Raw genomic sequence first — 21,527 nt, forward strand, 5'->3', positions numbered from 1 at the left:
GAAGAATTGTTCCTGAATTACAGTCCCAAGGCATTTTTCTTTACAGAGAGCTCCTTATCTCCCCCTGGAGAATAATCTATCGGATCAAAGATACACAGTTCAACGTTCTTTCTGTTCACGACAGCCGACAGAATGTGGAGGATATTCTTCTCGAGCGCCTTATAAAAAGTAGTTAGAATTTGATCATCTGGCCGATGGAGAGAGTCTTTTGAACCACTATTGTATAGTATTAACTCCTGCTTCAACCATATTCAGGGCGTCTTCGCTGATGTTTGATCACCGTGACTCGAATCGTATCGGATTCCAACACGCGGAAATATATAATGTAGGGAAAGCGCCTCATCAATGATCGTCTTATATCACCTTCGACAATCATCCAACGGGTAGGCATGGCAGCAATTCTCAGTACCTGCTTTTCGAATTCATCGAGGAAAGCACTTCCCAACTCTTTGGAGCAGGCATTATAATACTTGACTATCTCACGTAACTCAATCTCGATTGCCGGATGATACTCTACTCTCATTTCCGCAGCCGATCCATCAGTTCTTTATGTGACAGCGGTACAGCTTCCCCTTGTGCGATTTCTTTTTCACGCTGCTTCGCCAAGGCCAGGGCTTCTTTTTCCGACATTTCATTCGGAATAAAATAGGGGTCCTCGAGACTTTCCCATATAGCTTCTGCAAGGACTGCTCTCTCTCTTGGATTCAACCGCAATGCTTCACTTGCTATTTTATCAAGACTCATAAACCTCCTCCTGTTTAACATCATCGGCTCTTTAATACCGGCTTACCCATAAGCCTTTAAAAAATATACTTTGTTTTCGTGTACTCCTCAAAAAACACATACTAGGGGACGTTGTAAATAATTTGCATTTTTTTAGCGCAAAAAAACATCGGCCTCAGTCAAACCTCCTGGTCGATGAAGAAAGCTGTTCGGCAGTGTTTAAAACCTCAAAGCACAGCCCAGGTGATACGATGCAGGGGCGTTGGTGTCCCGCCTATCGTTACCGCTGCCGTAAGCATCACGATCGTCGTACCAGGTTTTCGCATATCGGGCGGTCAGCTCGAAATTCTTCCAGAGATCATAGGATAGCAGCACAAAGAATGCCTCTCCTTTGCCGTAGTACGATTTCAGGGTAAAGACAAGCGGCAGGTCATCTTCGTAGACATAGATCGCCGAGTCGTAATCATCGGTTTCAAAACGTGCATACCTTGCTTTCAAGGCAAGAGGCCCTTTTTTCAGGACTGCCTGCTGGTAGAGTAACCAGCCATCCGAGTTTTCGTTACCGGCAGGGTACTCTCCTTCCACAAACTTGATCTCTCCCCTTGTCCTGAGCGTCAGGATACGAGATACTTTTCCGATCAGGTCGAGACGGGCTTTGTTCGAGGTGAACGGAACCGGCTGATAATATTCGAGTCCGCTTCCGTCAAAAAGCTTCTTGGCCTCTTCTTTGTACTGGTTCTGGAGGAGCAATTCCGTCGTGAAAACCGGCGACTGCTTCCAGGTCAGAAACAGTTTCGATTCATCACCTGTCGATGGTAACCTGTAGCGGCTGCTGAGTTCGGGAAACCTGAAGATATCATAGTAAGCCCCTACATGCAGGTTTTCCAGAATATCAGCTTCGAGTCCGATATAATACCCTTCTTCGTTCGCAGCATCATCAGCACGTTCGGCAAAAGCACCGGCAAAAGGTGAAAAAAAGACATTGTGATAGTCTCTGACTGCCAGCACGGTCCGAATACCAGGAGTTATAGGGTAATCTACACCCCCGATCCAGGAGATATTACCATCCCTTCCCGTTATCGCCGCTTCTGCAAAAACATTGACCTTCCCTATCAGTATATCCGCTTCAATGCTTCCCATATCCTCCCATCCCGTGTTACCACCGGTTGCTTCAAGCGGAACGGAATAGTCGTACTGAGCCCATGTTCCGCCGACCTTGCCGAAGGTTTCGCCCGAACGAAAGGTATAGAGCAGGTTCACTCCCAGCACCTTCTCTGTCACATTATCCCAGTGGTCGATTTCACTGTCCGTTCGGTGATAGCCCGATGTTCGAATTGTCGTCACCACCCCGTCTTTTATCGTGGCATCGATCTCATTGCTGGAATAAAAGGTCGTAAGGCTGAACGGCTTGAGATCGAGCGATACCGCTGCTCCCTGCATAAACCCGTTCTCTGCACTTGAAGCATAAGCCTTCAGCCGACGTCCTGATAGTTTTACCCCGAGAGGGTCGACTCCTTTTGAAAAGTATCTGCTCTGACCGAACAGCAACCCCTGACCTATTGCAACGGTGTAGTTTCCTACGATAAACTGCTCGACTGCTCCTGAACCGTTATAGATCATGCTGAATGAGGTAAAATCATCGATCTCAGGCTCTCCGATATCTTTCTCCATAACCCCGTTGAGGGTAATCTCGTCATAGGTGACAGACAACCGGTTATACAGTTTATAATTATCTCCTCGGTATTTTCCGGCAATAATCCCTTTCCTTTCCGGGATTTCACTGAAATATCTGCCGTACCAGGCACCGCTTATTCCAGCTTTTTTTTCCTGGGTTTCCGTCTTTACTGTTGTGAACGAAAGATATGGTGCTATCCGTTTTGCCATCTCTGTCCCTATAGCTTCGGCAAGCTGTTCCACTGCTGTCAGTTGCCCGTTCTCTTCACGAAAAAGTATAATGCTCCGGGCATCATCGGGCGTGAGAAAAGGTATCAGGAGAAGATCCTCAGCGGTCGCCGTATTAACCGGAATCTTTTGCTTTTTCAGTTGCTCGAGCTCATAAAGAAGCTGCTCGATATCGCCGGGCATATCACTTTGATCAAAAAGAGCCTGAATATCATCTTCGGCAAACACAGAAGCAGGTAAAAAGTGGGGTATACTGCAAAAAACAATAAAAAAAAGCGCGACAACTACATGATGCCGCGAAAGAAAAGAAGATAAACTCATAACCAAAGAAATACTTGTACGTTAACAACCGCTCAAGGTGAAGCGCCTCCCTGCTTGAGCTGTTCAACTTCACCGGAGGTGAGATAACGCCACTCCCCTCTGCGAAGTTTTCCGGCCCGCAATCCTGCATAGGCCGTTCTATCAAGCTTTTTTACTTCATAGCCCAGTGAACGAAACATCCTTCTGACCTGATGGTTCTTGCCCTCATGCAAGGTTACAACGACCTGCAAGCCACCTTGAAGAATCTTTGCCTTGCATGGATTCGTTTTTTCACCGGTATCTTTCAAACGCATTCCTCCGGTAAGAACAGGCAGTTGTTTTGCCTGAAAGGGTGTATCCAGCTCGGCAAGGTATTCCTTGTCCACACCCGACGAAGGATGCATCAAGCGGTGCGCCAGCTCACCGTCATTAGTCAGGAGGAGTAACCCTGTAGTTTTCCTGTCCAGTCGACCGACCGGAAACACTCGTTCCCTGACATCCACCAGATCGAGAACCTTTTCACGGTTCTTCTCATCACGGTTCGTCGTGATATAATTCCTGGGCTTGTTCAACAAAATATACACTTTTTTTTCTTCAGGCAAAGCAAGAATCTTCCCTCCCACAACAACTTCATCTATCCCCGGACGTACAGTAATTCCCAGCGCTCTCTCGACAGTACCGTTCACCATTACCTGTCCGCTCTCGACAAGCCGGTCAGCGGCACGCCTCGATGCTACCCCGCACAGTGCAAGGTATTTATTGATTCGTATTGCTGCGTTGGAATTCGTTTCGGAAGTGAGAGTACTATGTTTCTTCATTAAATGTTGTTTCTTCTGATGACGAAAGGTAATCCTGTATCTCCTTGTCCTGAACAAGCTCCTTGATCTCCCTGAGTTTGGGAAGATCCTTGAGTGATTGAAGATTGAAAAAATCAAGGAACTCTTTTGTTGTCCCGTACAAAAGAGGTTTTCCGGGAGTATCCGCTCTACCCCGAACATCGATCAAACCGCGTTCAAGCAGCTTGTTTACGAAATAGTCGGGGCTTACACCGCGAACCTGCTGAATTTCTCCTCTGGTTACCGGTTGCTGGTAGGCAATAACGGCAAGAACCTCCAGGGCCGACTGTGAAAGTTTTCTCTGGATTTTCGGAGCGAGCATTTTCTTCAGGGTGGGCTCGAGAGAGGAGAGCGTCAAAAAACGGAATCCACCTCCCACTCCGGCAATTCTGAAACATCTTCCGGTAGAGGCATAGCTTTCATTCAGTCTCTCGACACATGCTTCAATTTCTGGAGCAGAGAGCTTTTCATCAAGCACCTGCATGATTTCCTGTGAGGAAACCGACTCTTCAGAGGCAAAGATCACCGCCTCTATCTTTTGTTCAGTGGAAGGATCTTTTTGCGGCATGTCGCTTCCGAAATGATTGTGTTCCCGAAAGCCAGCAGATTAACAACAGATCAGGAACAGCACTCTTTTTTCAAGGCTGATGAAAAGTTACTATCGATGTCCATGCCCTTCTCATAATTGTACCAGAGCTTTTGACATGGAAAATTGGTTTCGTACAGGGCTTTGCCGATAATGACCGAGTCTACCCCGTATTGCTCGAGTTTCCGAAGCTTCTTCAAGTCTTCAGAATTTGTAACGCCACCCGATGCTGTAACTTTCATTCCCGCTTTCATTGCAAAACGCTTGGTGCTGTCGAAACCGACGCCCTGCATCATGCCGTCACAGGATATATCGGTGTATATAATCCTTTTAACACCACGTTTCTTCATTTCAAGAGCAAGCTCATAATCTTTCATTCCGCTACTCTCGGTCCAGCCTTTGATTCTAGGAACGCCGTTTTGAACATCGATACCCACCACAATCTGAGAAGATGAGTATCTTTTGAGCAGCTCTTCGACAAGCTCAGGATTCGTTACAGCAGCGGATCCGATAACAACCCTGCTGACACCGATTTCAAGGTATTGTGCAACTGTTTCGAAAGAACGGATTCCACCGCCCACCTGCACGGGAATGTCAAGTGTCGTGACAATCTCCTTTATCTTTTCGAAGTTTACCGGTTTACCGGTCAATGCTGCATCAAGATCGACGACATGGATCATTTTAGCGTTCTGCTTTCGCCAGATAATCGCCATGTCACACGGGTTGTCAAGATAAATCTTCTTTTTATCAAACTCCCCTCGGGTAAGTCTGACGCATTTTCCATCCTTTATATCTATAGCCGGGATAATCAACATATTACTTCTCTCTGAACATTTACCAATTAATTACTATCTAAACCGAGCGCTTTAACGCCCCCTTTAGCCTTATCTCATCGACGCTTGACAATCAATCAACTTAGCATTTTGCAAAGTTTTCAAGCACTTTCAGCCCTACACCTGAGCTTTTTTCAGGATGAAACTGTAAAGCGAAAATACCATTTTTTTCTATGGCTGAACAAAAATTCTTTCCGGCGAACAAGGTCGTTGCCGCAATGTCTTCCTCACATTCAGGTTCACAGTAAAAGGAATGCACAAAGTAGAAAAAAGAGTTATCCGGTATGCCTTCGAACAAAACACTTTCTTTGCTGTAAGCCACCGAATTCCATCCTATCTGCGGAACCTTTTCGGAGTCACTTTTGAAACGAACAACTTTTCCCGGAACAAAATCAAGCCCCTTGTGTGTCCCTCTCTCTTCGCTCTGTGTCAGAAACAACTGCATCCCGAGACATATACCAAGCACCTTGCGACCTTTATCGATATGCTCGAAAAGAGCCTCGCTGAAACCTGAAGCGTTGAATGAACGTATAGCATGACCAAATGCTCCAACACCGGGAACAAGAACTTTCTCAAAGTTCACCAACAGTGATGCATCACTGCTCACTACTGTTTTCACTCCAAGATACTCGAATGCTTTTTGTACAGAACGCAGGTTCCCGGCGCCGTAGTCAGCAATAAAAATCATAAAATCTCATATATCGTTACAACTGGACTGTAAAAAAACTTTCGCATCTATCCAACAAGAAAAATATGTGCTCGCACAATTGCTCAACTGCAACTGCACTGACATTTGTGTTCATACATCCCGATAGCCTTCAAATGTTCGGCAAAGACCCCTTCCCTGCTATCCGGCATCACGCTTTTCAGTACAGGCTCCAGACCCGATTTGCATAAGCGCTCTCCTTTTTCAGGGGTTCTGATCATTGACAACTCTTCGATCTCATCTGCCAGCTGATTGCGCAAAGCATCGAGTCCGGCTAACGATTCCTCTCCCGCGAGTTCGACAAGCAGCATGTGGCAATCATGCTCGTGATCGGATTTGGGAAGAACTGCTCGAACTATACCAAGATCACCGTCCCGATTGATCATCATGCCCTCTGTCCGTAAAGGATGGGAAAGCACAAAATATGCATCGGCATTTCCTTTTGAAGGGTTGACCTCGATCACTTTCTTGCCATCCGTTGTTTCAATCTCCGTCCCGACAAGAAGCACAGTATCCGCGCTCAGCGCTTCTCCTTTTTTCAAGCCCGTTGCCTGCAGTCGCTCCAGAAGTGCGACATTGGCCTCTCCCGTTTTTTTGCCGTACTCTCCTCGTTCCTGAGTTTCGAGCGCTGTATCCTCACCGAGAAGATAGAAAAGTTTTCCGCCGAAACTTCTTGCAAGACGTGCTGCTGCATAAGTTTGCTCTATGGTAAGCCTCGGTGATATCACAACAGCGAGCTCTCCTGCTGCTGCAAGAATCTCCCTTGCTTCTTCTACCGACGATTGGTCTACCTGACTCTTTTTGCCTCCGAGAAGTTGATAGCCGAATCGTCCTTCTGCACAGATGACCGCATTGTTGACCGGATCTCCATCAACACTTGTCACCCTGACTACCCGCTCTTCAGCTGTACCCACGTTCAGGCCGCACCCTCTGCTGCAAGAGGTACAGGTGGTTATGGTCTCCATTGCCACCCACGGCCCAGCTTCTTTGCCGGTGTTCGGCGCAAGCGCTCCCGTAGGACAGACATCGATGCACATACCGCATGCATCACAGCCGGTCAACTGCAGGGGATCATCGAAATTAGGACCAACCCTCGTTCCAAAACCCCGGTCGATAAAACTCAATGCGCCTATACCCCTGACTTCGAGGCAGACCCTCACACAGCTTCCACAGGTAATGCATTTATCACCCTCGATTTTTATGAGTGGGTGGCGGGTGTCGTCGTTGTATTTTCTTTTTTCACCTGTAAAACGCTTCTCATCTGCACCATATTCGGTCGCATACTTCCTCAGATCACAATCAAAACGGGCATTACAACCGCACTCTATACAGCGTGACGCCTCGGCCATTGCCTGCATCTCATCCAGACCTTTGTTGATAGCGTCCCATCCCCCGTCTTTCAACCGTTCTTCGGATGGAAAGACCGTGTCCTCGACCCTTTTCTTATGCGTGTAGCGGGGAGCGAAATCCTCCATCTCCAGTTCTTCAATTCTGCCGAGAGAAATGGCGTACTCGTTTTTCAGCTCTACATCCGCACCTGCCAAATAAAGGTTGATTGCTTTTGCGGCCCGCTGCCCTTCTCCAACCGCCCGTATAACCGTATTGGGACCAAATGCACAATCGCCAGCTGCAAAAACTCCTTCCTGAGTGGTCACGTTTGTGTTTTCATCGTAAACGAAAGTGTTCCAGCGGGTAGTCTCCGGTTTTTCAGAGTCTTTCTGAATACACGATATATCCGGATCCTGACCGATTGCACTGATAATCAGATCGAAAGGCAGATCTTCTTCAGATCCTTCGATCGGGACTGGACGTCGCCGCCCAGACTCGTCAGGGTCTCCCAGTTTCATCGAAATAACCCGAAGAAGAGAAGCCCGACCAGTGTCGTCGAGAACAACTTCGGTCGGAGCTGTCAGAAAACGGAATTCAACCCCTTCTTCCATGGTCTCTTCCTGTTCCATCGGTAAAGCGGGCATTTCAGCCTGAGTCCGCCTGTAAAGCAGGGTTACCTCCGCACCGAGGCGACGTGCTACACGGGCACAATCCATCGCTGTATCACCACCTCCGATGACCGCGACCTTCTTGCCGACTTCAACAGGCTCTTTCAGCACAACTTTCCGCAGAAAGTCTATCCCCCCGATTACTCCTTCGGCTTCATCATTCGGGACCCTCATCGGCTTTGCCAGATGAGCACCGATAGCCAGCAAAACGGCATCGAAACCATCTTCTTTCAAACTGGCGATGGTAAAATCTTCTCCAAGTTTTTTCCCGGTTTGTACATCGACACCCAAATCAAGAATCGCCTGAATTTCATTATCGAGCAGATCCCAGGGCAACCGAAACCTGGGTATTCCATACCGCACCATGCCGCCCAGCTCCGGAAGCGCCTCGAAAAGTACAACAGCATGCCCCATCTGGCGCAGATAATATGCAGCACTCAACCCGGCAGGTCCACCACCGACAATTGCGACACGTTTTCCTGTATCCGGAGCTGTTTCAGGCAGGAACGCCCCGTTTTGCAGCTCGTATTCTGCTGCAAAACGCTTCAGCGGATTGATCGATACCGGCTCGTCAACCAGCCCCCTGCGGCATTGCGATTCACAGGGGTGAGGGCAGATCCTGCCACAAACAACCGGCAACGGATTCGATTTTTTTATAAGCCTCACCGCTGCCTCAGGATTGCCGTTGGCTATGTGGGCTATATACCCCTGAATATCGATGTGCGCCGGGCAGGTAGCTTCGCAAGGAGCGACACAGTCTCCTACATGGTCGGAAAGCATCAGCTCGAGAGCCATTGTTCTTGCCTTTCTGACTTTTTCACTGTCTGTCCGGATTACCATTCCCGGCATGACCTGTGTACTGCAGGCAGGCAACAGCCCCCGCGCTTTTTCAACTTCCACCACACAGAGAAAACAGGAAGCGTATGGCTTCAGCCGGTCATCATGACAGAACGTCGGAATGTGAATGCCGTTTGCCTTTGCAACAGCAAGAATCGTAGCCCCGGCAGAAGCTTGTACTTCTTTATCATTAAGGGTAATGGTAACGATATCACTCATGATTAATCACCTTAATTGGTCGTTTCAGATAGCGTTTGTATATGCATTCAAGGGTTCAGGCCTTATTGAACCCGAATAGCGTCAGAGTTACAGACCTCGACACACATACCGCAGTTAATACAAAGTTCCATGTCAATCACCCAGGTCTCGGGCTTTTTAACAACACCGGTTATCGCATCCACCGGACAGTACCGTTGGCAAATTGAACAACCCGTGCAGGATTCCGGCATGATGGTATGGGTTATAAGCCCCTTACAGACGCCGGCAGGACATCGTTTTTCTTCTACATGTGCGATGTATTCATCCCTGAAATACTTCAGCGTCGTCAGGACCGGATTCGGTGCGGTCTGTCCAAGACCGCAAAGGCTGGACGATTTTACCTGGTGGGCAACTTCCTCCAACGTATCGATGTCCTCCATCGTTCCTTCTCCATCACAAATTCTGCTGAGCAGCTCTTTCATGCGAAGAGTTCCTATTCTGCAGAATGTACATTTACCACACGATTCAATCTGGGTAAACTCAAGGAAATACCGGGCTATATCGACCATGCAGGATTTGGTATCCATGACGATCATACCACCCGATCCCATGATTGCACCTGTTGCATTCAAAGCTTCATACTCGATCGGTGTATCGAACAGCGATTCCGGAATACATCCCCCGCTGGGACCACCAAGCTGAACCGCTTTAATCGGAAACCCTGTAGATGAACCGCCGCCGATATCATAGAGTACCTGCCGAATGGTCATACCCATCGGAACCTCAACGAGTCCCCCCCTTTTTATAGCTCCCGCAAGGGCAAACACTTTGGTTCCTCTGGATTGCTCGGTGCCGATTTCCGCATATGCCGAACCGCTGTTTTCAATAATCCATGGAAGGTTGGCAAGCGTTTCGACATTGTTTATAATCGTCGGCTTTCCAAACAAGCCTTTAACCGCCGGGAAGGGCGGACGAATACGGGGCATACCACGCTTACCTTCGATAGAAGCGATCAGAGCAGTTTCTTCACCGCAAACAAAAGCTCCGGCCCCCTGCTTGATTTTAACATCGAAATCAAAGCCGTACCCTAAGATGTTTTTACCGAGAAATCCTGCTTCACGGGCATCCTCGATCGCTCTACCGAAATGCTCAACGGCAAGAGGATACTCAGCACGGATATATGCATACCCTTTGGTGGCCCCGATAGCATACGCTGCGATAAGCATTCCTTCAAGAACGCTATGAGGATCTCCCTCAAGCAATGAGCGATCCATGAACGCACCCGGATCTCCTTCATCACCGTTGCATATAAGGTATTTCTCGTCCCCTTCCGCCGAACGTGCAAAGTTCCACTTCACTGCTGTAGGAAACCCTGCTCCGCCCCGGCCGCGTATACCCGCGGTTTTCACTTCTTCGATGACCTGTTCCGGAGACATATCGTCCTCGAGCATCTTTTCAACTGCATTGTATCCACCCCGCTTCCGATACTCTTCGAAAGATTTCGGATCAATCTGCCCAACGTTGCGCAACACAATTCTGGTCTGGCGTGTAAGATAATCCGCTCCATTCATCGACATACTTGAACGAAGCAGGTAATCGGCCTGAAGGTCACCATCTCCCTGATGAAAGCCGAGAATCGAAGGAATATTTTTTTTATCGACTTTTCCGTAAAGAAATGCGTCTCCTTTGTCATCGATGATTTCAACCATCACCTCCTGATGACACATCCCGACACATCCTACGGTTTTCATCTCGGCATCGGGCACCAGGCTCCTGAATGTATTGTACACCTCTTTGGCCCCTGCCGCTATACCACATGTCCCTTCACCAACAATGATCGTCAATGGCTTTCCTGGCTGTGAACTCATTGCTGAACCTCCTTTTTCTTTTTATCGGACGACTTCTTTTGAGGAGCATCAGCCTCGCCCTTTTCTTCTCCATGACCAGGAAGAAACTCTCCATGCTTGCGCGCATGCTTTTTCAGACTTCTCTGTGCATCGGCTCCTTTGAGGTTTCCGAACGTCTCTTCTCCGATAACCATGACCGGAGCAAGACTGCAGCAGCCAATACAGGCTACATCTTCTATGGTATAGCTTCCATTGGAAGCTGTATCCTCTTCTTCCTCGGTTATTCCAAGGCTTTGACGAAGCGCTGTATTCAAACGATCAGCACCGCTGACATGGCAGGCCGTCCCATGACAAACTTTAATCACATGTCGCCCGACAGGGTCCAAGCGAAACTGGGAATAGAATGTTGCAACTCCAAAAAGCTGACTGGCACTGATGTCGGTTTCGGATACAATGATATCCATTGCTTCTCTGGGCAAATAACCGTACTCGTTTTGAACAGCCTGGAGCAAAGGAACCGCCGCAGAAGCATCGCTTCCGTTTTCAGCAATCCACTTCATTACCAATGCTTTATCGACGGTAGCTACCAGGGAGTTTTGTTCCACGAAATATCCTCCTTGTTAGTGGTTCGCAATAACTCTCTTGACTCAGAACAATAAATGCCCACTCATTTCCATCGCTCAAGCAAAAAAAGACCGGCAGAAATGAAACAGGCAAATGTTTTGTTCAATCATCGATGACTATGCTCCAGGGAGAAAAATCCCCCCATCACAGCCGCAGAAGGTCAAAATTCTTATGATAAGAGAAAATAACGGTGATTCAAAAAAATAACTTCAGAAAGATGAAGAACCATTATTGTTTTCCGATAAACCTTCGGCGAATATCATCCACACGGTTTCGGTTGACGCCAAGATCGGAAAAACCGAGCCTCGAAGACGAACGCACATGGATCACTTTGCCGGCTTTGTCCAAACGAAATTCAACATCATCGACAAACCCGAACAGCGGCACAGTGAACGTCGACCAGAGATACTCATTTTCCTCACTCAGCACAGCGCCACCCATATCGTCAATGATTTTTTTCAGAAGCTCCCATGCCTTGTCATGATTCATCGATTCATAGGCTATAGGCTCTACCCATTCCTGGCTGTCAGGATTTTCACTGCACACACAGTTTGGTGTTCCAGGACAGGGCCTTAGCTTTCCTTCCGCCAGCCGGGGTTTTTCCGAAGGCTGCGGCCAAAACCCGGAAACGGTATTTGTCACGGCTTTCAAAGCATCGTTCACTATATCCATAGCTCATTGTCCTTGGTTTGAATTGTTTGGAATTTTTCCTTTGTCCGGCACTCTTCGCTCGAATAATATCAGTACACGACGCCTTAAAAAGTGCCCTGATTTTTGAAAAATACATACCTTTTTTCCGAATAAGACATCATAGTATCATCCACCACAGCGGTAACGTCAGAAAAGAAAGCACGACTCCTACCGCAACCATCATGTTGGCCAAAGGAGGATCAATACCATGCTCCGTCGCGATAATTCCCGCCGTGATCATTGGCGGCATTGCCGCCTCGAACAGGGTCACCTTTATCGGCAGCCCGTCGAGTCCAAACAAGTGAACATAGAGAACATAGAGAAGAAAGGGCGCAAGCAAAAGCTTGAACCCCAAGCCGAGAAAAAGGTTGAAAGCGTTTCCCTTGAAGTGAACAGGATTGAGCTGGTAACCCACTGAAAACAAAGCAAGCGGCGCCAAGGTATCACCCAGACGACGGAGAACTGCGCTGAACCATAATGGATAATCAACCGGGATCAGCATAACGGCAATAAGCAGGGCGATAAAGGGAGGGAAAAAAACTATTTTCTTCAGAATATCTCCGGCAGATGGTTTGCCGTCGGAATAAATTCCGGCAACGGTTATCCCAAAAGTCGACAACACCATGAAAGAACCAAGCTGATCGACAATGATGCCGCTCCCGATTCCTGCTTCACCGTAAAAGGCTTCGATCATCGGCAAACCGAGAAACGAGGTATTCCCGAGTCCACCAGTCAGAATCAGAGCTCCGACAGTTGCTCTCGGAAGGTTAAAAAATCTTCCGAGAAGCAGAAAAAACAATGCTCCAAGTCCGAAATGCAACCACGGCATGGCCGCCATGTACAAGACATCGGCCGAAAAGCTGAGATCGTGAATGTACAGCAGCGTCACTGCAGGTAATGAAACATGAATTATGAAACCGTTGAGTACCGACGGGGTTGTTTGCGGAAGTTTTCCGAAACCCCGGAGCAGTCCTCCTGCGAGAAAGCAGACAATAAGGAGCAAAAGATTGTGCATGTGCTTGAAAAATGAAGGGTTCCCTCTGTTACTTTTTTGCTATTGACATCTTTACCATGATCACTGTTCCGGCATTCTTGTAATCAACAAACCCATATTGCGAATATAATCCTCTTTGCCCTTAAGCCATTCAATTGACTTCGTTTCTCTCGAAAAGGCAGCAAACCCAATAGTTTCGCTGTTTGCATTCTCAATGCACATCGCTCTTTTCTTCAGCAAATCCCGGTATCGTTCCACCCCTACTTTTCTTGCCAAGGCTTAACGCATAACTTTTTTCCTGTATTCATCCAAACTTGCCGTCAGGCAACTGACAAGTTCCGTTGCAACGCGCAATATCTGCTTCTGATCAAACTCCTGTTTTCTCATCTGCTGGTAAAACTGACGCGCCAGATTCACGGCAAGAGCCTCAGGATTTCCTCCAGAAACAACGATGGAATCAAACGTGAATACTACGTTATCGTCCTGCTTACCCTGCATGGGAACCTCCTTTTACAGTTTGTGGTTATCGGCAAAAACTATTACGCTATGAAAATTTCAGGCCTATCACCTGTTCAGCAGCTGAGACTATCCTATCAGCAAGAAATTCTGTAAAAATCTCGGCATCGTTGATGCAAGGAATATAGGTCGTTGCAGATAACCCGCTTCCTTTAAGCATATTCATTGCATTCAGGATAGTTTCATTCCCTTCGGCAAAATAACCGGCGTTAAAAAGAGCAACAGGTTTCGGCGGCTCTTTCTTCAACATCTCAAGTGTCTCTTCGAGAGAAGGAGATGTCCACGTTCCTCCGACATCGTGATTAAGATAGGCGCTGTAAACATCCCGAAAAGGATTTCTTGTATCCTTCATAATCAACGCCCGCAATGTTTCACCAAAAACGGTTGTTTCCTGTTGTCCGGTATGAAAGAGCGGAGGATTTCCCTGAGCATCAGCGATAAGTGTGCCATGAAAACAAAGAACAAGAACCGGTTCATCCCTTTCTCTTTTCCAGGTCTGTTCCGCATGCTGAAAAATATGATCGAGATAGACCGCCAAAAGTCCCTTGTCTCTCCATAAGCGACTGACAATCTTTACACCGGAAAGATCATATTCCTCACACCTATCGTTAAGAAACCAGCAGATCGATCCACAGGCAAGCCGGTTATCCACAGGCGACATGTAAAGCATGATCTGAGCATCGTAATGCCGGGTGTCATCGATAACATCCTCCATAAATGGAACAGTTACCGAAAATGCCGGAAAAACATCGAATGACAACGATCCCGATGCGTCCCGATAGCGGGCAAGCTTATCGGCAATCCTTGCAACCTGTTTACGGGTAACCTGATTATGAGGAGATACATAGCGTAACTTGGCAAACCTCGCCCTGTTTTTCAGGCCCGACATAATGGATATCAACAACTGAAGAGGTCTGGGAAGCTTCATGACTTCGGATGCGTGAGCCAAGGTATGACGAGTCATGGAAAAGTTATCCAAAAAACCGTCAGTTTCCGCTTCTCCGTGAGCAACAATGATAACAGCAACTTTTTTCGCCATTGGCGCTGAATGTCTTATTATTTCGGGACAAACGACAGGTTTGCGGGTCAAATCCGACAATGCTTTCTATCCCCCTCAATCATTGACATTTCCAACAACTTTCGCATCCATTCCCTGCCTGAACTTCTCTTCGGGTTTGACAACAACACTGTCCCCTTGAATCAGGCCATCGAGTATCTCGACGAAGCGACTATCTTCGGCACCGCTTTTTATCGCCTGCTTCTGCAGCTTTCCTTTTTCTACCTTCCATACATAGTTCTGCTGCATTTGCTCGAGTACGGAACTTTTCGGGACCAGTAACGCTCCTTCGCGAACATTATAAACTATGTTTGCCGTCGCCGTCATCCCAACCTGCAAACCCTCGATATGTTCATCGAGTTCCAGGTACACCTTCGATGTCTTGGTGATCCTGTCCGTCTCGGGAACTATCCGGGAAACAACGGCAGAAAAACGCTCTTCCGGCAATGCATCCAACGCCACAGTTGCAATCTGACCTTTTTTCAGGCGGGGAACATCAAGTTCATCAACTTCAACGTTAATGACATAACTGTTTGTATCGATAATTCTCGCAACAAGTGTGTTCTCGACAATGTAATCCCCAACTTTTGCGTCGAGCAGGGCCAGTACACCTGCAAGAGGAGCATTGACCTGCTGCTTTTTCAGATCATCCTTGCGACTTTTCAGCTGAACATCCCGCTGTTGCAATTTTCTTTTCGCCTGTGTGTATTCCCTTTCAGCGTCATCCAATTCCTGCACTGAAACAGCCCCTGCTTTAAAAAGATTGCGATTTCTCTTCAGCTTTACCTGTAAATCGTCAGCTTTCGCCTTCTGCTCCGCATACGCTGCCTCTGCCTCCTCCACAGCAAGCTGCAACCGGCGGTCATCGAACGCAAGGACTGCACTGCCTTTTTCCAACCACTCCCCCTCATATGCCCCGATAAAACCCACCGTCGCGGATATCTCGCTACGGAGATCGGCCATCGCATCAGCATCGACATAACCGGTTGCATAAATTGCTTCTGCAAGCTCCATCTTTTTTACGGTAGAAACCTCTACAACAACGGTATTTCCCCTTGTAACGAGATAGATAACCGTTACAAGAAAAACAATCCCCAATACAACGGTATACTTGGGCAATATCTTCTGTAATGTCTGCATATCTGCCAGGAAAGCTTTAAAATGCTGATGTGGAAGTTAAGAGTTTCAAAATTTTTCTCCTTACCAACCTTGGTTTTTCCATATTTTTATCAATCTTTAGGGTCTATGCAACCTACATCGAGCGGTTATCGAATGCATGAGCTAGTCGAAAGGACAAAAGAGGTGCATCTATTGAATATGCTTGGTTTAGGACGAAAAAATATACGTAAACGGGTATCGGTGTATGAAAACACCGGTAATTGTAACTAACCTACCGAGTTTATGAGTAATCCTCAAGATCTTCAAAAGGACTTTTTGGAAAGTGTCAAATTTGATACCAACGGGCTGGTTCCGGCTATTGTTCAGGACCATGAAACCGGTAAGGTTCTGATGATGGCCTGGATGAACCGCGAAAGTCTTGAAATGACTTTAAAAAAAGGAAAGGCCTGTTATTGGAGCCGAAGCCGTCAAAAACTTTGGCTCAAAGGGGAATCATCAGGCAACATGCAGGAGATCCACGATATACTTATCGACTGTGATGGAGATACGTTGCTTCTCAAGGTTTCCCAGAAGGGAGGGGCCTGTCATGTAGGGTATCACTCTTGCTTCTACCGTAAGGTAAAAAAAGATCTTTCTCTGGAAATCTGCGATACTTTGATGTTCAATCCTGATGACGTTTATGGTAAAAAAAGCTGAAAAGCCGATTCACCGGCCGGAAGAAGCCGCACAGTCTCTTTTCAGATCGAAGTCGCGCGCCTCGATACAGCACATGTTCGATGATGTTGCACCCACGTATGACTTTCTCAATCATCTCCTGAGTCTTGGTATCGACAATTACTGGCGGTCCTATACAGCCAAACAAGCAAAACTGCTGGTAGGGAAAGAAAACCAAAACCCGAAAATCCTCGATGTCGCGACAGGCACCGGCGATCTTGCGCATGCCATGTCCGGTATTCCCGGATCGATGGTTACAGGGGTGGACATTTCACCAAACATGCTGGCAATTGCAAGAAAAAAATATCAATCCATCACCTTCAGCGAAGGATATGCAGAAAATCTTGCCTTTGAAAACGAGTCGTTCGATATCGTCAGTGCAGGGTTCGGCGCAAGAAACTTCGAGAACCTGCTGCAAGGACTCAAAGAATTTCACAGAATTCTCAAACCTGGCGGGCATGCCTTCATCATCGAACCCATGATCCCCAGAAACCCTCTGTTGAAAAAGCTCTATTTGATTTATTTCAAAAAAGTTCTTCCGAAAATAGCGGGGCTTTTCAGCAAATCAAGCTTCGCCTATGACTACTTACCGCATTCGGTCGAGGAATTCCCACAGGATGAGGCTTTTCTGTCGATTCTAAAAGATGCCGGATTCCGTGAAGCCGAATACCGTCCGATGACTTTTGAAACATCGATACTTTACATAGCAAAGAAATAAACTCGGTTTTTTCCCCCGATTTTACGGCATATCCCGCAGGTCAAAATCAACTTTGTATTTTTCAAAATTGTCGCAAACATGACCGCCTGCCGAGCGGTCGCTGTGTATTTTCCTGATAAGCGCAATGATTTTTTCGACTTCGTTGATATAAAAAATCACTCTCATATCGCTTTCACTGATCATTTTCCTGGAAAGCACTTCCGTCCTGAGCCATTCAAGCAGAGGCCCCCACATGGGCCCAAACAAAATAATCGGAGTTTCACAAATATGCTCTACCTGGACCAGTTGCCATGCATAAAACAGTTCAAGCAGTGTTCCGATTCCACCGGGAGCGACAATAACCGCATCCGACAACGACATGAATGTATCGAGCCGATTACTGAAACGATCGAATTCATGCTTGATATCGAGATACTGATTAGCGACCTGCTCATGCGGTAGCTTGATATTCAAACCGATGGAATGAGTAGCTGAATTGGCACTCTTGTGACCTGAATTGGCTGCATTCATCAGTCCCGGCCCACCACCGGTAACAACATCGAAACCCGATTCAGCAAGGGCCTTTGCGATGGTGAAGACATCTTTGTATTCCTGATCGCCTTTTTTAATGCGGGCAGAGCCGAAAATCGCCACACGATAATGCGGATCCATTGTTTTGCCCTTTCTGTCGTTATACAGATTTCGTCGCTGCATCAATGTGGCCCTCCTGGGTTTCATATTCATTCCGCTTCAGCAATTCCTCGAACTCCTGCTCGGAGACCACTTTCACTCCAAGTTTCCGGGCCTTTTCCAGTTTACTGCCGGGCTCTTTTCCCACAACAACCAGATCGGTGTTTTTGCTGACCGACGAAACTATCTTCCCTCCCCGCTCCAGTACCAGCTCTGAAGCCTCGTTTCGGGTATAGCGTTCCAACCCGCCGGTAAAAATCACCTTCATGCCATCAAAAATCCGGTTTACCAATGTCGTTGAGGCATCTGTCATCAATTTCACGCCCGCAGCTCTGAACTTTTCGATCATTGCCTGTGCATAAGGCTTTTTGAAAAATGCGTGGACACTTTCGGCAATCACCGGCCCGATATCGGGAACATTCGCCAACTCTTCGACCGTAGCGGCACGCAGTTTTTCCAGAGAAGGATATGATACCGACAGTTCACGAGCTGTCGCAAGGCCAACGTGACGGATTCCCAGCGCAAACAATAAGCGGTCGTATCCCTGCTTTTTACTTTTTTCAATCGCGTTCAAGAGTTTTGCCGCTGATTTTTCACCCTGACGCTCGAGTTTCAGCACATCTTCGAGTGTCAGACTGTAAAGATCTCCTGGATCATAGACCAGTTTGCTGTCGACAAGCTGGTCTACGATCGCCTTACCCAGCCCGTTGATATCCATTGCGTTGCGTGAAGCGAAATGCTCCAGACGAGCTTTAACCTGTGCCGGACACGCTTCCTCGTTCGGGCAGTAGAAGTTCACTTCGTCAGCCGGTCTTTCAAGGACTGCACCACAGGAAGGACAAACCTCCGGAACGGTTATAATCCTGGCGTCTTCCGGGCGCTCTTCCTTGACGACGCTGATCACCTTAGGTATTATTTCACCTGCCTTTTCAATCTCCACCGTGTCGCTCAGCCGTACATCAAGACGCTCTATTTCATCGAGGTTGTGCAACGTCGAACGTGAAACGGTTGTTCCAGCCAGCCTCACCGGCTCAAGGTGGGCTACTGGAGTAACGGTCCCAAGCCTGCCGACCTGGAATACAACATCTTTAAGAACGGTTCTGGCTCTCTGAGCCGGATATTTATAGGCTATGGCCCATCTCGGGCTCTTCGATGTCGCCCCCAGTTCTTCCCAGAGAGAAACTTCGTTGAGTTTGAGCACGACACCGTCTATCTCGTAAGGAAGACCCCAGCGTTGGTCATGCCAACTGTCGATGAATTTGTGGATATCTTCGAGATTGTAACATAACCGATAGTGCTTGCCGGTATAAAAGCCCAGCGTCTCCAGCTTTTCCAATCGTTCATGATGCGTCAGATCGTCAAAAGGAGTCCCTTTCAGATAGTAGCCCACAAAAAATAGCTTTCTACGTGAAACTTCAGCCGAATCCTGTAGCTTGAGGGTTCCGGCCGTGGCATTTCTCGGATTGGCAAACTGCTCGTCCTCCTGGCGAGTTTCGTTGAGAGCCTTAAAATCTTCCTTGCGCATAAACACTTCCCCTCGAACCTCTATCTCTGCATCACTTTCGGCGGAAGTCAACGCTCCTCCGGTAAACGAACCGAGGTGGAGAGGCACCGAGCGAAGCGTCCTGATGTTGGGCGTGATATCATCACCTTGAACCCCATCACCCCTCGTTGCGGCCTGCATCAGTTTGCCATCACGATATATCAGGCTGACCGCAACACCATCGAACTTCAGTTCAGCGACAAATGCAGGTCCATTTTGATGCGCTGAACCATCGGGCAAAAGCCTGAGCACTCTTTTGTAAAAATCACCAACTTCCTCTACCGAATAGGTGTTGGAAAGACTAAGCATACGTTCACGGTGCCTGACAGTGGGAAACTCTTTGGTAATCCACCCTCCTACTCTCAGGGTGGGGCTATCGGAGGTTTTCAGATCCGGAAACTCTTTTTCAAGCGTAATAAGCTTTTCAAGCATCTTGTCAAACTCATAATCCGAAATCTCCGGTTTGGCAAGTACATAGTAGAGGTAGTTATGACGGTCGAGCTCTTTACGCAAACGCTCCGCTTCCGCAACCGCGCTTTCTTTATGCATATATTTCCCCCCTATACCCTGCTTCTGGTTGCAGACAAAGCCCAACCTGCAAGATTACTGATAAAAGAAACCGAACCGCCAACCCCCAGTTTATCGTAGGTCGCTTTCAATACCTTCGGGTAACGCCAGGCAACTTTGAGGAGAACGGTCACGAAATCATCCAGACGCATCTCGTCACGAAACATGGTCTGTCTATAACGCTGCGGTAAACCGTCAAGCACGATCATCACTTCGTTCATCAGCTCATTGACGAAATCGGGTGCATCGGTTTGCGCATCGTAACACATATACTTCATGAGGTTTGCCATCGATGCAACATTGGGCTCGTAAGCGCTGATCTTTTCGAGATCGGCACGCAAAAGTGACCCAGCGGCCAACGCCCTGTCGAGAGCACCTGTAAGATGCGGCAGATTACGCACCATTGAACCGAAGCCGCAAAAGGTAAGCGGTGAACCGAGACTCGCCGCATCACCGAAAAGAAGAATATGGTCATCGGCGATTTCCCGCTCTCGCGTAAATCCTCTGTGAGAATAGGCCGGAATGATTCCGAAAACAGGACGATGAATCTGAAAATCATCCGAAAGGGCCTTATAGTCGGGCAGTTTTTGGAAATAGGTTTCAAAAAGGCCGAGAAGGCTCTTGTCATTATCGGAATCAATTGCATCGTAGAAGAAGAGGTACGTAATATACTCCTTTCCTGAACCGGGAAACCCTTCCCAGATAAGTTGCCGGCTGCTCCCGGCGGAAGTATCGGCATGTTCGTTGCTTGCAAGTATTTCCCCTACCTCGTAATCGGCATCCCGAAAACCGCTCGCAACAGTACCCACGGTCGGACAGACATGGGTTTGAGGACGTCCTTTGTTAAGCTGCATGGCTATCGGGGAAAGAATCCCCATTACATCCACCAGCACCCTGGCTTTGAAAAAAAGAGGTTTGCCATCCGCTCCCTCGACTTCTATGACAATATGGTCGGGAAACTGGTAACAACATCTGAAGGTTGACTGGTCAGCAACATCGCACCCATCTTTAGCGAGTATTTTTTGTTTGGCCGCACTCAGAAGCCGATCGGTATCGACTGCGCAGTCCAGCACGTCATCCATGTAGAGCTTTTTTTGGCGCTTTTCTTCGACATAAAATTCAACCCAGCCGGTTCTGTATCTGCGGACGATAAACGCTTCAATTTCTTCGGCAGAAAAAACCCCGGTCTCTTCGAGTTTGTCCAGCTCGCTGCGTGATATGTTCCAGTCTCTGGTGGATTTCCCTGAAACATGCCGGTCTATCAGCATAACCTTGTAGCCATAGCGTCCCGCCATGACCGCTGCATGCATCAAGCCAAGAGTACCGCCGACGTAAAAAATATCATACTCTCCATCCAAGGTTATTCCGTCCGGAAGCGAGCTTCCGGGAAGAATTACTTCCTTCGGGACCCCTTTCTGAAGATGCTCCCAGTAGCGATCGAGTTCGATAACTCGTCTCAAGTGTTTTTCACCATCCTCGAGTTTGGAGAAATACCTGTACACCAAAGGATGAGAAGTTCTTATTCTGTCAAACATTGTCGCTGCTCCTCGA

General features: G+C 47.7%; 21 protein-coding genes. 2 read left to right on the plus strand and 19 right to left on the minus strand.

Annotated elements, in window-relative coordinates:
* Nucleotides 1-241: 241 nt before the first annotated feature.
* The 16 genes from CR164_RS04245 to CR164_RS04320 form a co-directional block, all read right to left on the minus strand.
* On the minus strand, nucleotides 242-523 hold the full coding sequence (locus CR164_RS04245) for a type II toxin-antitoxin system RelE/ParE family toxin (protein WP_110022706.1): 282 nt from the start codon (nucleotides 521-523) through the stop codon (nucleotides 242-244).
* A complete protein-coding gene (locus tag CR164_RS04250) occupies nucleotides 520-744 on the minus strand; it encodes an addiction module protein (protein WP_110022707.1) in 225 nt (74 codons plus the stop codon). Before CR164_RS04250 ends, CR164_RS04245 begins: the two co-directional genes overlap by 4 nt.
* Before the next feature lie 198 nt (nucleotides 745-942).
* Nucleotides 943-2,946 (minus strand): ComEA family DNA-binding protein, encoded by a 2,004-nt coding sequence (locus tag CR164_RS04255; RefSeq protein ID WP_110022708.1) that lies wholly within the window; start codon nucleotides 2,944-2,946, stop codon nucleotides 943-945.
* A gap of 32 nt (nucleotides 2,947-2,978) precedes the next feature.
* Nucleotides 2,979-3,743, minus strand: a complete 765-nt coding sequence (locus tag CR164_RS04260) for a pseudouridine synthase (protein ID WP_110022709.1) — start codon at nucleotides 3,741-3,743, stop codon at nucleotides 2,979-2,981.
* A complete protein-coding gene (gene scpB / locus CR164_RS04265; RefSeq protein WP_110022710.1) occupies nucleotides 3,730-4,329 on the minus strand; it encodes an SMC-Scp complex subunit ScpB in 600 nt (199 codons plus the stop codon). Before scpB ends, CR164_RS04260 begins: the two co-directional genes overlap by 14 nt.
* A gap of 50 nt (nucleotides 4,330-4,379) precedes the next feature.
* Nucleotides 4,380-5,162 carry a 1-(5-phosphoribosyl)-5-[(5-phosphoribosylamino)methylideneamino]imidazole-4-carboxamide isomerase gene (hisA, locus tag CR164_RS04270; protein ID WP_110022711.1) on the minus strand — a complete coding sequence of 261 codons (783 nt, stop codon included), beginning with the start codon at nucleotides 5,160-5,162 and terminating at the stop codon, nucleotides 4,380-4,382.
* 100 nt (nucleotides 5,163-5,262) lie between these two features.
* Nucleotides 5,263-5,868 (minus strand): imidazole glycerol phosphate synthase subunit HisH, encoded by a 606-nt coding sequence (gene hisH, locus CR164_RS04275; RefSeq protein WP_110022712.1) that lies wholly within the window; start codon nucleotides 5,866-5,868, stop codon nucleotides 5,263-5,265.
* Between the two features lie 83 nt (nucleotides 5,869-5,951).
* Complete coding sequence (locus CR164_RS04280) at nucleotides 5,952-8,939, minus strand: NAD(P)-binding protein (protein WP_110022713.1); 2,988 nt, start codon at nucleotides 8,937-8,939, stop codon at nucleotides 5,952-5,954.
* Between the two features lie 62 nt (nucleotides 8,940-9,001).
* A complete protein-coding gene (nuoF, locus tag CR164_RS04285) occupies nucleotides 9,002-10,786 on the minus strand; it encodes an NADH-quinone oxidoreductase subunit NuoF (protein ID WP_110022714.1) in 1,785 nt (594 codons plus the stop codon).
* The gene (locus tag CR164_RS04290; protein WP_204901787.1) at nucleotides 10,783-11,370 is read right to left on the minus strand and encodes an NADH-quinone oxidoreductase subunit NuoE family protein; all 588 of its coding nucleotides are present in this window, start codon (nucleotides 11,368-11,370) and stop codon (nucleotides 10,783-10,785) included. The genes nuoF and CR164_RS04290 overlap by 4 nt, the downstream gene beginning before the upstream one ends.
* A 247-nt stretch (nucleotides 11,371-11,617) precedes the next feature.
* Entirely contained in the window at nucleotides 11,618-12,061 is a 444-nt protein-coding gene (locus tag CR164_RS04295) for a DUF1499 domain-containing protein (RefSeq protein ID WP_110022715.1), read from the minus strand.
* Between the two features lie 136 nt (nucleotides 12,062-12,197).
* On the minus strand, nucleotides 12,198-13,094 hold the full coding sequence (locus CR164_RS04300) for an AEC family transporter (RefSeq protein WP_110022716.1): 897 nt from the start codon (nucleotides 13,092-13,094) through the stop codon (nucleotides 12,198-12,200).
* Nucleotides 13,095-13,154: 60 nt separating this feature from the next.
* Complete coding sequence (locus CR164_RS04305) at nucleotides 13,155-13,349, minus strand: hypothetical protein (protein WP_110022717.1); 195 nt, start codon at nucleotides 13,347-13,349, stop codon at nucleotides 13,155-13,157.
* Nucleotides 13,350-13,352: 3 nt separating this feature from the next.
* Nucleotides 13,353-13,571, minus strand: a complete 219-nt coding sequence (locus CR164_RS04310) for a hypothetical protein (protein ID WP_110022718.1) — start codon at nucleotides 13,569-13,571, stop codon at nucleotides 13,353-13,355.
* A gap of 46 nt (nucleotides 13,572-13,617) precedes the next feature.
* Nucleotides 13,618-14,628 (minus strand): ferrochelatase, encoded by a 1,011-nt coding sequence (locus CR164_RS04315; RefSeq protein ID WP_110022719.1) that lies wholly within the window; start codon nucleotides 14,626-14,628, stop codon nucleotides 13,618-13,620.
* Nucleotides 14,629-14,703: 75 nt separating this feature from the next.
* Entirely contained in the window at nucleotides 14,704-15,786 is a 1,083-nt protein-coding gene (locus CR164_RS04320; RefSeq protein ID WP_110022720.1) for an efflux RND transporter periplasmic adaptor subunit, read from the minus strand.
* A gap of 261 nt (nucleotides 15,787-16,047) precedes the next feature.
* Here CR164_RS04320 and hisI point away from each other — a divergent pair, with 261 nt between their 5' ends.
* Together hisI and ubiE are read left to right on the plus strand one after the other, a co-directional pair.
* Nucleotides 16,048-16,461: a phosphoribosyl-AMP cyclohydrolase gene (gene hisI / locus CR164_RS04325; RefSeq protein ID WP_110022721.1), complete on the plus strand. Its 414-nt coding sequence runs from the start codon at nucleotides 16,048-16,050 to the stop codon at nucleotides 16,459-16,461.
* Nucleotides 16,445-17,197 (plus strand): bifunctional demethylmenaquinone methyltransferase/2-methoxy-6-polyprenyl-1,4-benzoquinol methylase UbiE, encoded by a 753-nt coding sequence (gene ubiE / locus CR164_RS04330; protein ID WP_110022722.1) that lies wholly within the window; start codon nucleotides 16,445-16,447, stop codon nucleotides 17,195-17,197. The genes hisI and ubiE overlap by 17 nt, the downstream gene beginning before the upstream one ends.
* A gap of 21 nt (nucleotides 17,198-17,218) precedes the next feature.
* Here the strand turns inward: ubiE and CR164_RS04335 are convergent, their stop codons facing one another.
* Genes CR164_RS04335 through CR164_RS04345 form a run of 3 tightly spaced genes read right to left on the minus strand, consistent with a single transcriptional unit; the run spans nucleotide 17,219 to nucleotide 21,511 of the window.
* Nucleotides 17,219-17,848 (minus strand): LOG family protein, encoded by a 630-nt coding sequence (locus CR164_RS04335; protein WP_110022723.1) that lies wholly within the window; start codon nucleotides 17,846-17,848, stop codon nucleotides 17,219-17,221.
* Nucleotides 17,849-17,867: 19 nt separating this feature from the next.
* Nucleotides 17,868-19,958 carry an NAD-dependent DNA ligase LigA gene (gene ligA / locus CR164_RS04340; protein WP_110022724.1) on the minus strand — a complete coding sequence of 697 codons (2,091 nt, stop codon included), beginning with the start codon at nucleotides 19,956-19,958 and terminating at the stop codon, nucleotides 17,868-17,870.
* An 11-nt stretch (nucleotides 19,959-19,969) separates the two neighbouring features.
* On the minus strand, nucleotides 19,970-21,511 hold the full coding sequence (locus tag CR164_RS04345; protein WP_110022725.1) for a hypothetical protein: 1,542 nt from the start codon (nucleotides 21,509-21,511) through the stop codon (nucleotides 19,970-19,972).
* Nucleotides 21,512-21,527: the final 16 nt, after the last annotated feature.

It is taken from the genome of Prosthecochloris marina (genome assembly GCF_003182595.1).
In the GTDB taxonomy this organism is placed as follows: domain Bacteria; phylum Bacteroidota; class Chlorobiia; order Chlorobiales; family Chlorobiaceae; genus Prosthecochloris; species Prosthecochloris marina.

What these genes read in the sequence shown, in the direction of transcription:
- ubiE (WP_110022722.1), top strand. Translation starts at nt 16,445, where the DNA reads ATGGTAAAAAAAGCTGAAAAGCCGATTCACCGGCCGGAAGAAGCCGCA.
- CR164_RS04315 (WP_110022719.1), bottom strand. Translation starts at nt 14,628, where the DNA reads ATGGCGAAAAAAGTTGCTGTTATCATTGTTGCTCACGGAGAAGCGGAA.
- hisH (WP_110022712.1), bottom strand. Translation starts at nt 5,868, where the DNA reads ATGATTTTTATTGCTGACTACGGCGCCGGGAACCTGCGTTCTGTACAA.
- nuoF (WP_110022714.1), bottom strand. Translation starts at nt 10,786, where the DNA reads ATGAGTTCACAGCCAGGAAAGCCATTGACGATCATTGTTGGTGAAGGG.
- ligA (WP_110022724.1), bottom strand. Translation starts at nt 19,958, where the DNA reads ATGCATAAAGAAAGCGCGGTTGCGGAAGCGGAGCGTTTGCGTAAAGAG.
- CR164_RS04280 (WP_110022713.1), bottom strand. Translation starts at nt 8,939, where the DNA reads ATGAGTGATATCGTTACCATTACCCTTAATGATAAAGAAGTACAAGCT.
- CR164_RS04295 (WP_110022715.1), bottom strand. Translation starts at nt 12,061, where the DNA reads ATGGATATAGTGAACGATGCTTTGAAAGCCGTGACAAATACCGTTTCC.
- hisI (WP_110022721.1), top strand. Translation starts at nt 16,048, where the DNA reads ATGAGTAATCCTCAAGATCTTCAAAAGGACTTTTTGGAAAGTGTCAAA.
- CR164_RS04310 (WP_110022718.1), bottom strand. Translation starts at nt 13,571, where the DNA reads ATGCAGGGTAAGCAGGACGATAACGTAGTATTCACGTTTGATTCCATC.
- CR164_RS04345 (WP_110022725.1), bottom strand. Translation starts at nt 21,511, where the DNA reads ATGTTTGACAGAATAAGAACTTCTCATCCTTTGGTGTACAGGTATTTC.
- CR164_RS04245 (WP_110022706.1), bottom strand. Translation starts at nt 523, where the DNA reads ATGAGAGTAGAGTATCATCCGGCAATCGAGATTGAGTTACGTGAGATA.
- CR164_RS04260 (WP_110022709.1), bottom strand. Translation starts at nt 3,743, where the DNA reads ATGAAGAAACATAGTACTCTCACTTCCGAAACGAATTCCAACGCAGCA.
- scpB (WP_110022710.1), bottom strand. Translation starts at nt 4,329, where the DNA reads ATGCCGCAAAAAGATCCTTCCACTGAACAAAAGATAGAGGCGGTGATC.
- CR164_RS04300 (WP_110022716.1), bottom strand. Translation starts at nt 13,094, where the DNA reads ATGCACAATCTTTTGCTCCTTATTGTCTGCTTTCTCGCAGGAGGACTG.
- CR164_RS04250 (WP_110022707.1), bottom strand. Translation starts at nt 744, where the DNA reads ATGAGTCTTGATAAAATAGCAAGTGAAGCATTGCGGTTGAATCCAAGA.
- hisA (WP_110022711.1), bottom strand. Translation starts at nt 5,162, where the DNA reads ATGTTGATTATCCCGGCTATAGATATAAAGGATGGAAAATGCGTCAGA.
- CR164_RS04335 (WP_110022723.1), bottom strand. Translation starts at nt 17,848, where the DNA reads ATGGATCCGCATTATCGTGTGGCGATTTTCGGCTCTGCCCGCATTAAA.
- CR164_RS04255 (WP_110022708.1), bottom strand. Translation starts at nt 2,946, where the DNA reads ATGAGTTTATCTTCTTTTCTTTCGCGGCATCATGTAGTTGTCGCGCTT.
- CR164_RS04320 (WP_110022720.1), bottom strand. Translation starts at nt 15,786, where the DNA reads ATGCAGACATTACAGAAGATATTGCCCAAGTATACCGTTGTATTGGGG.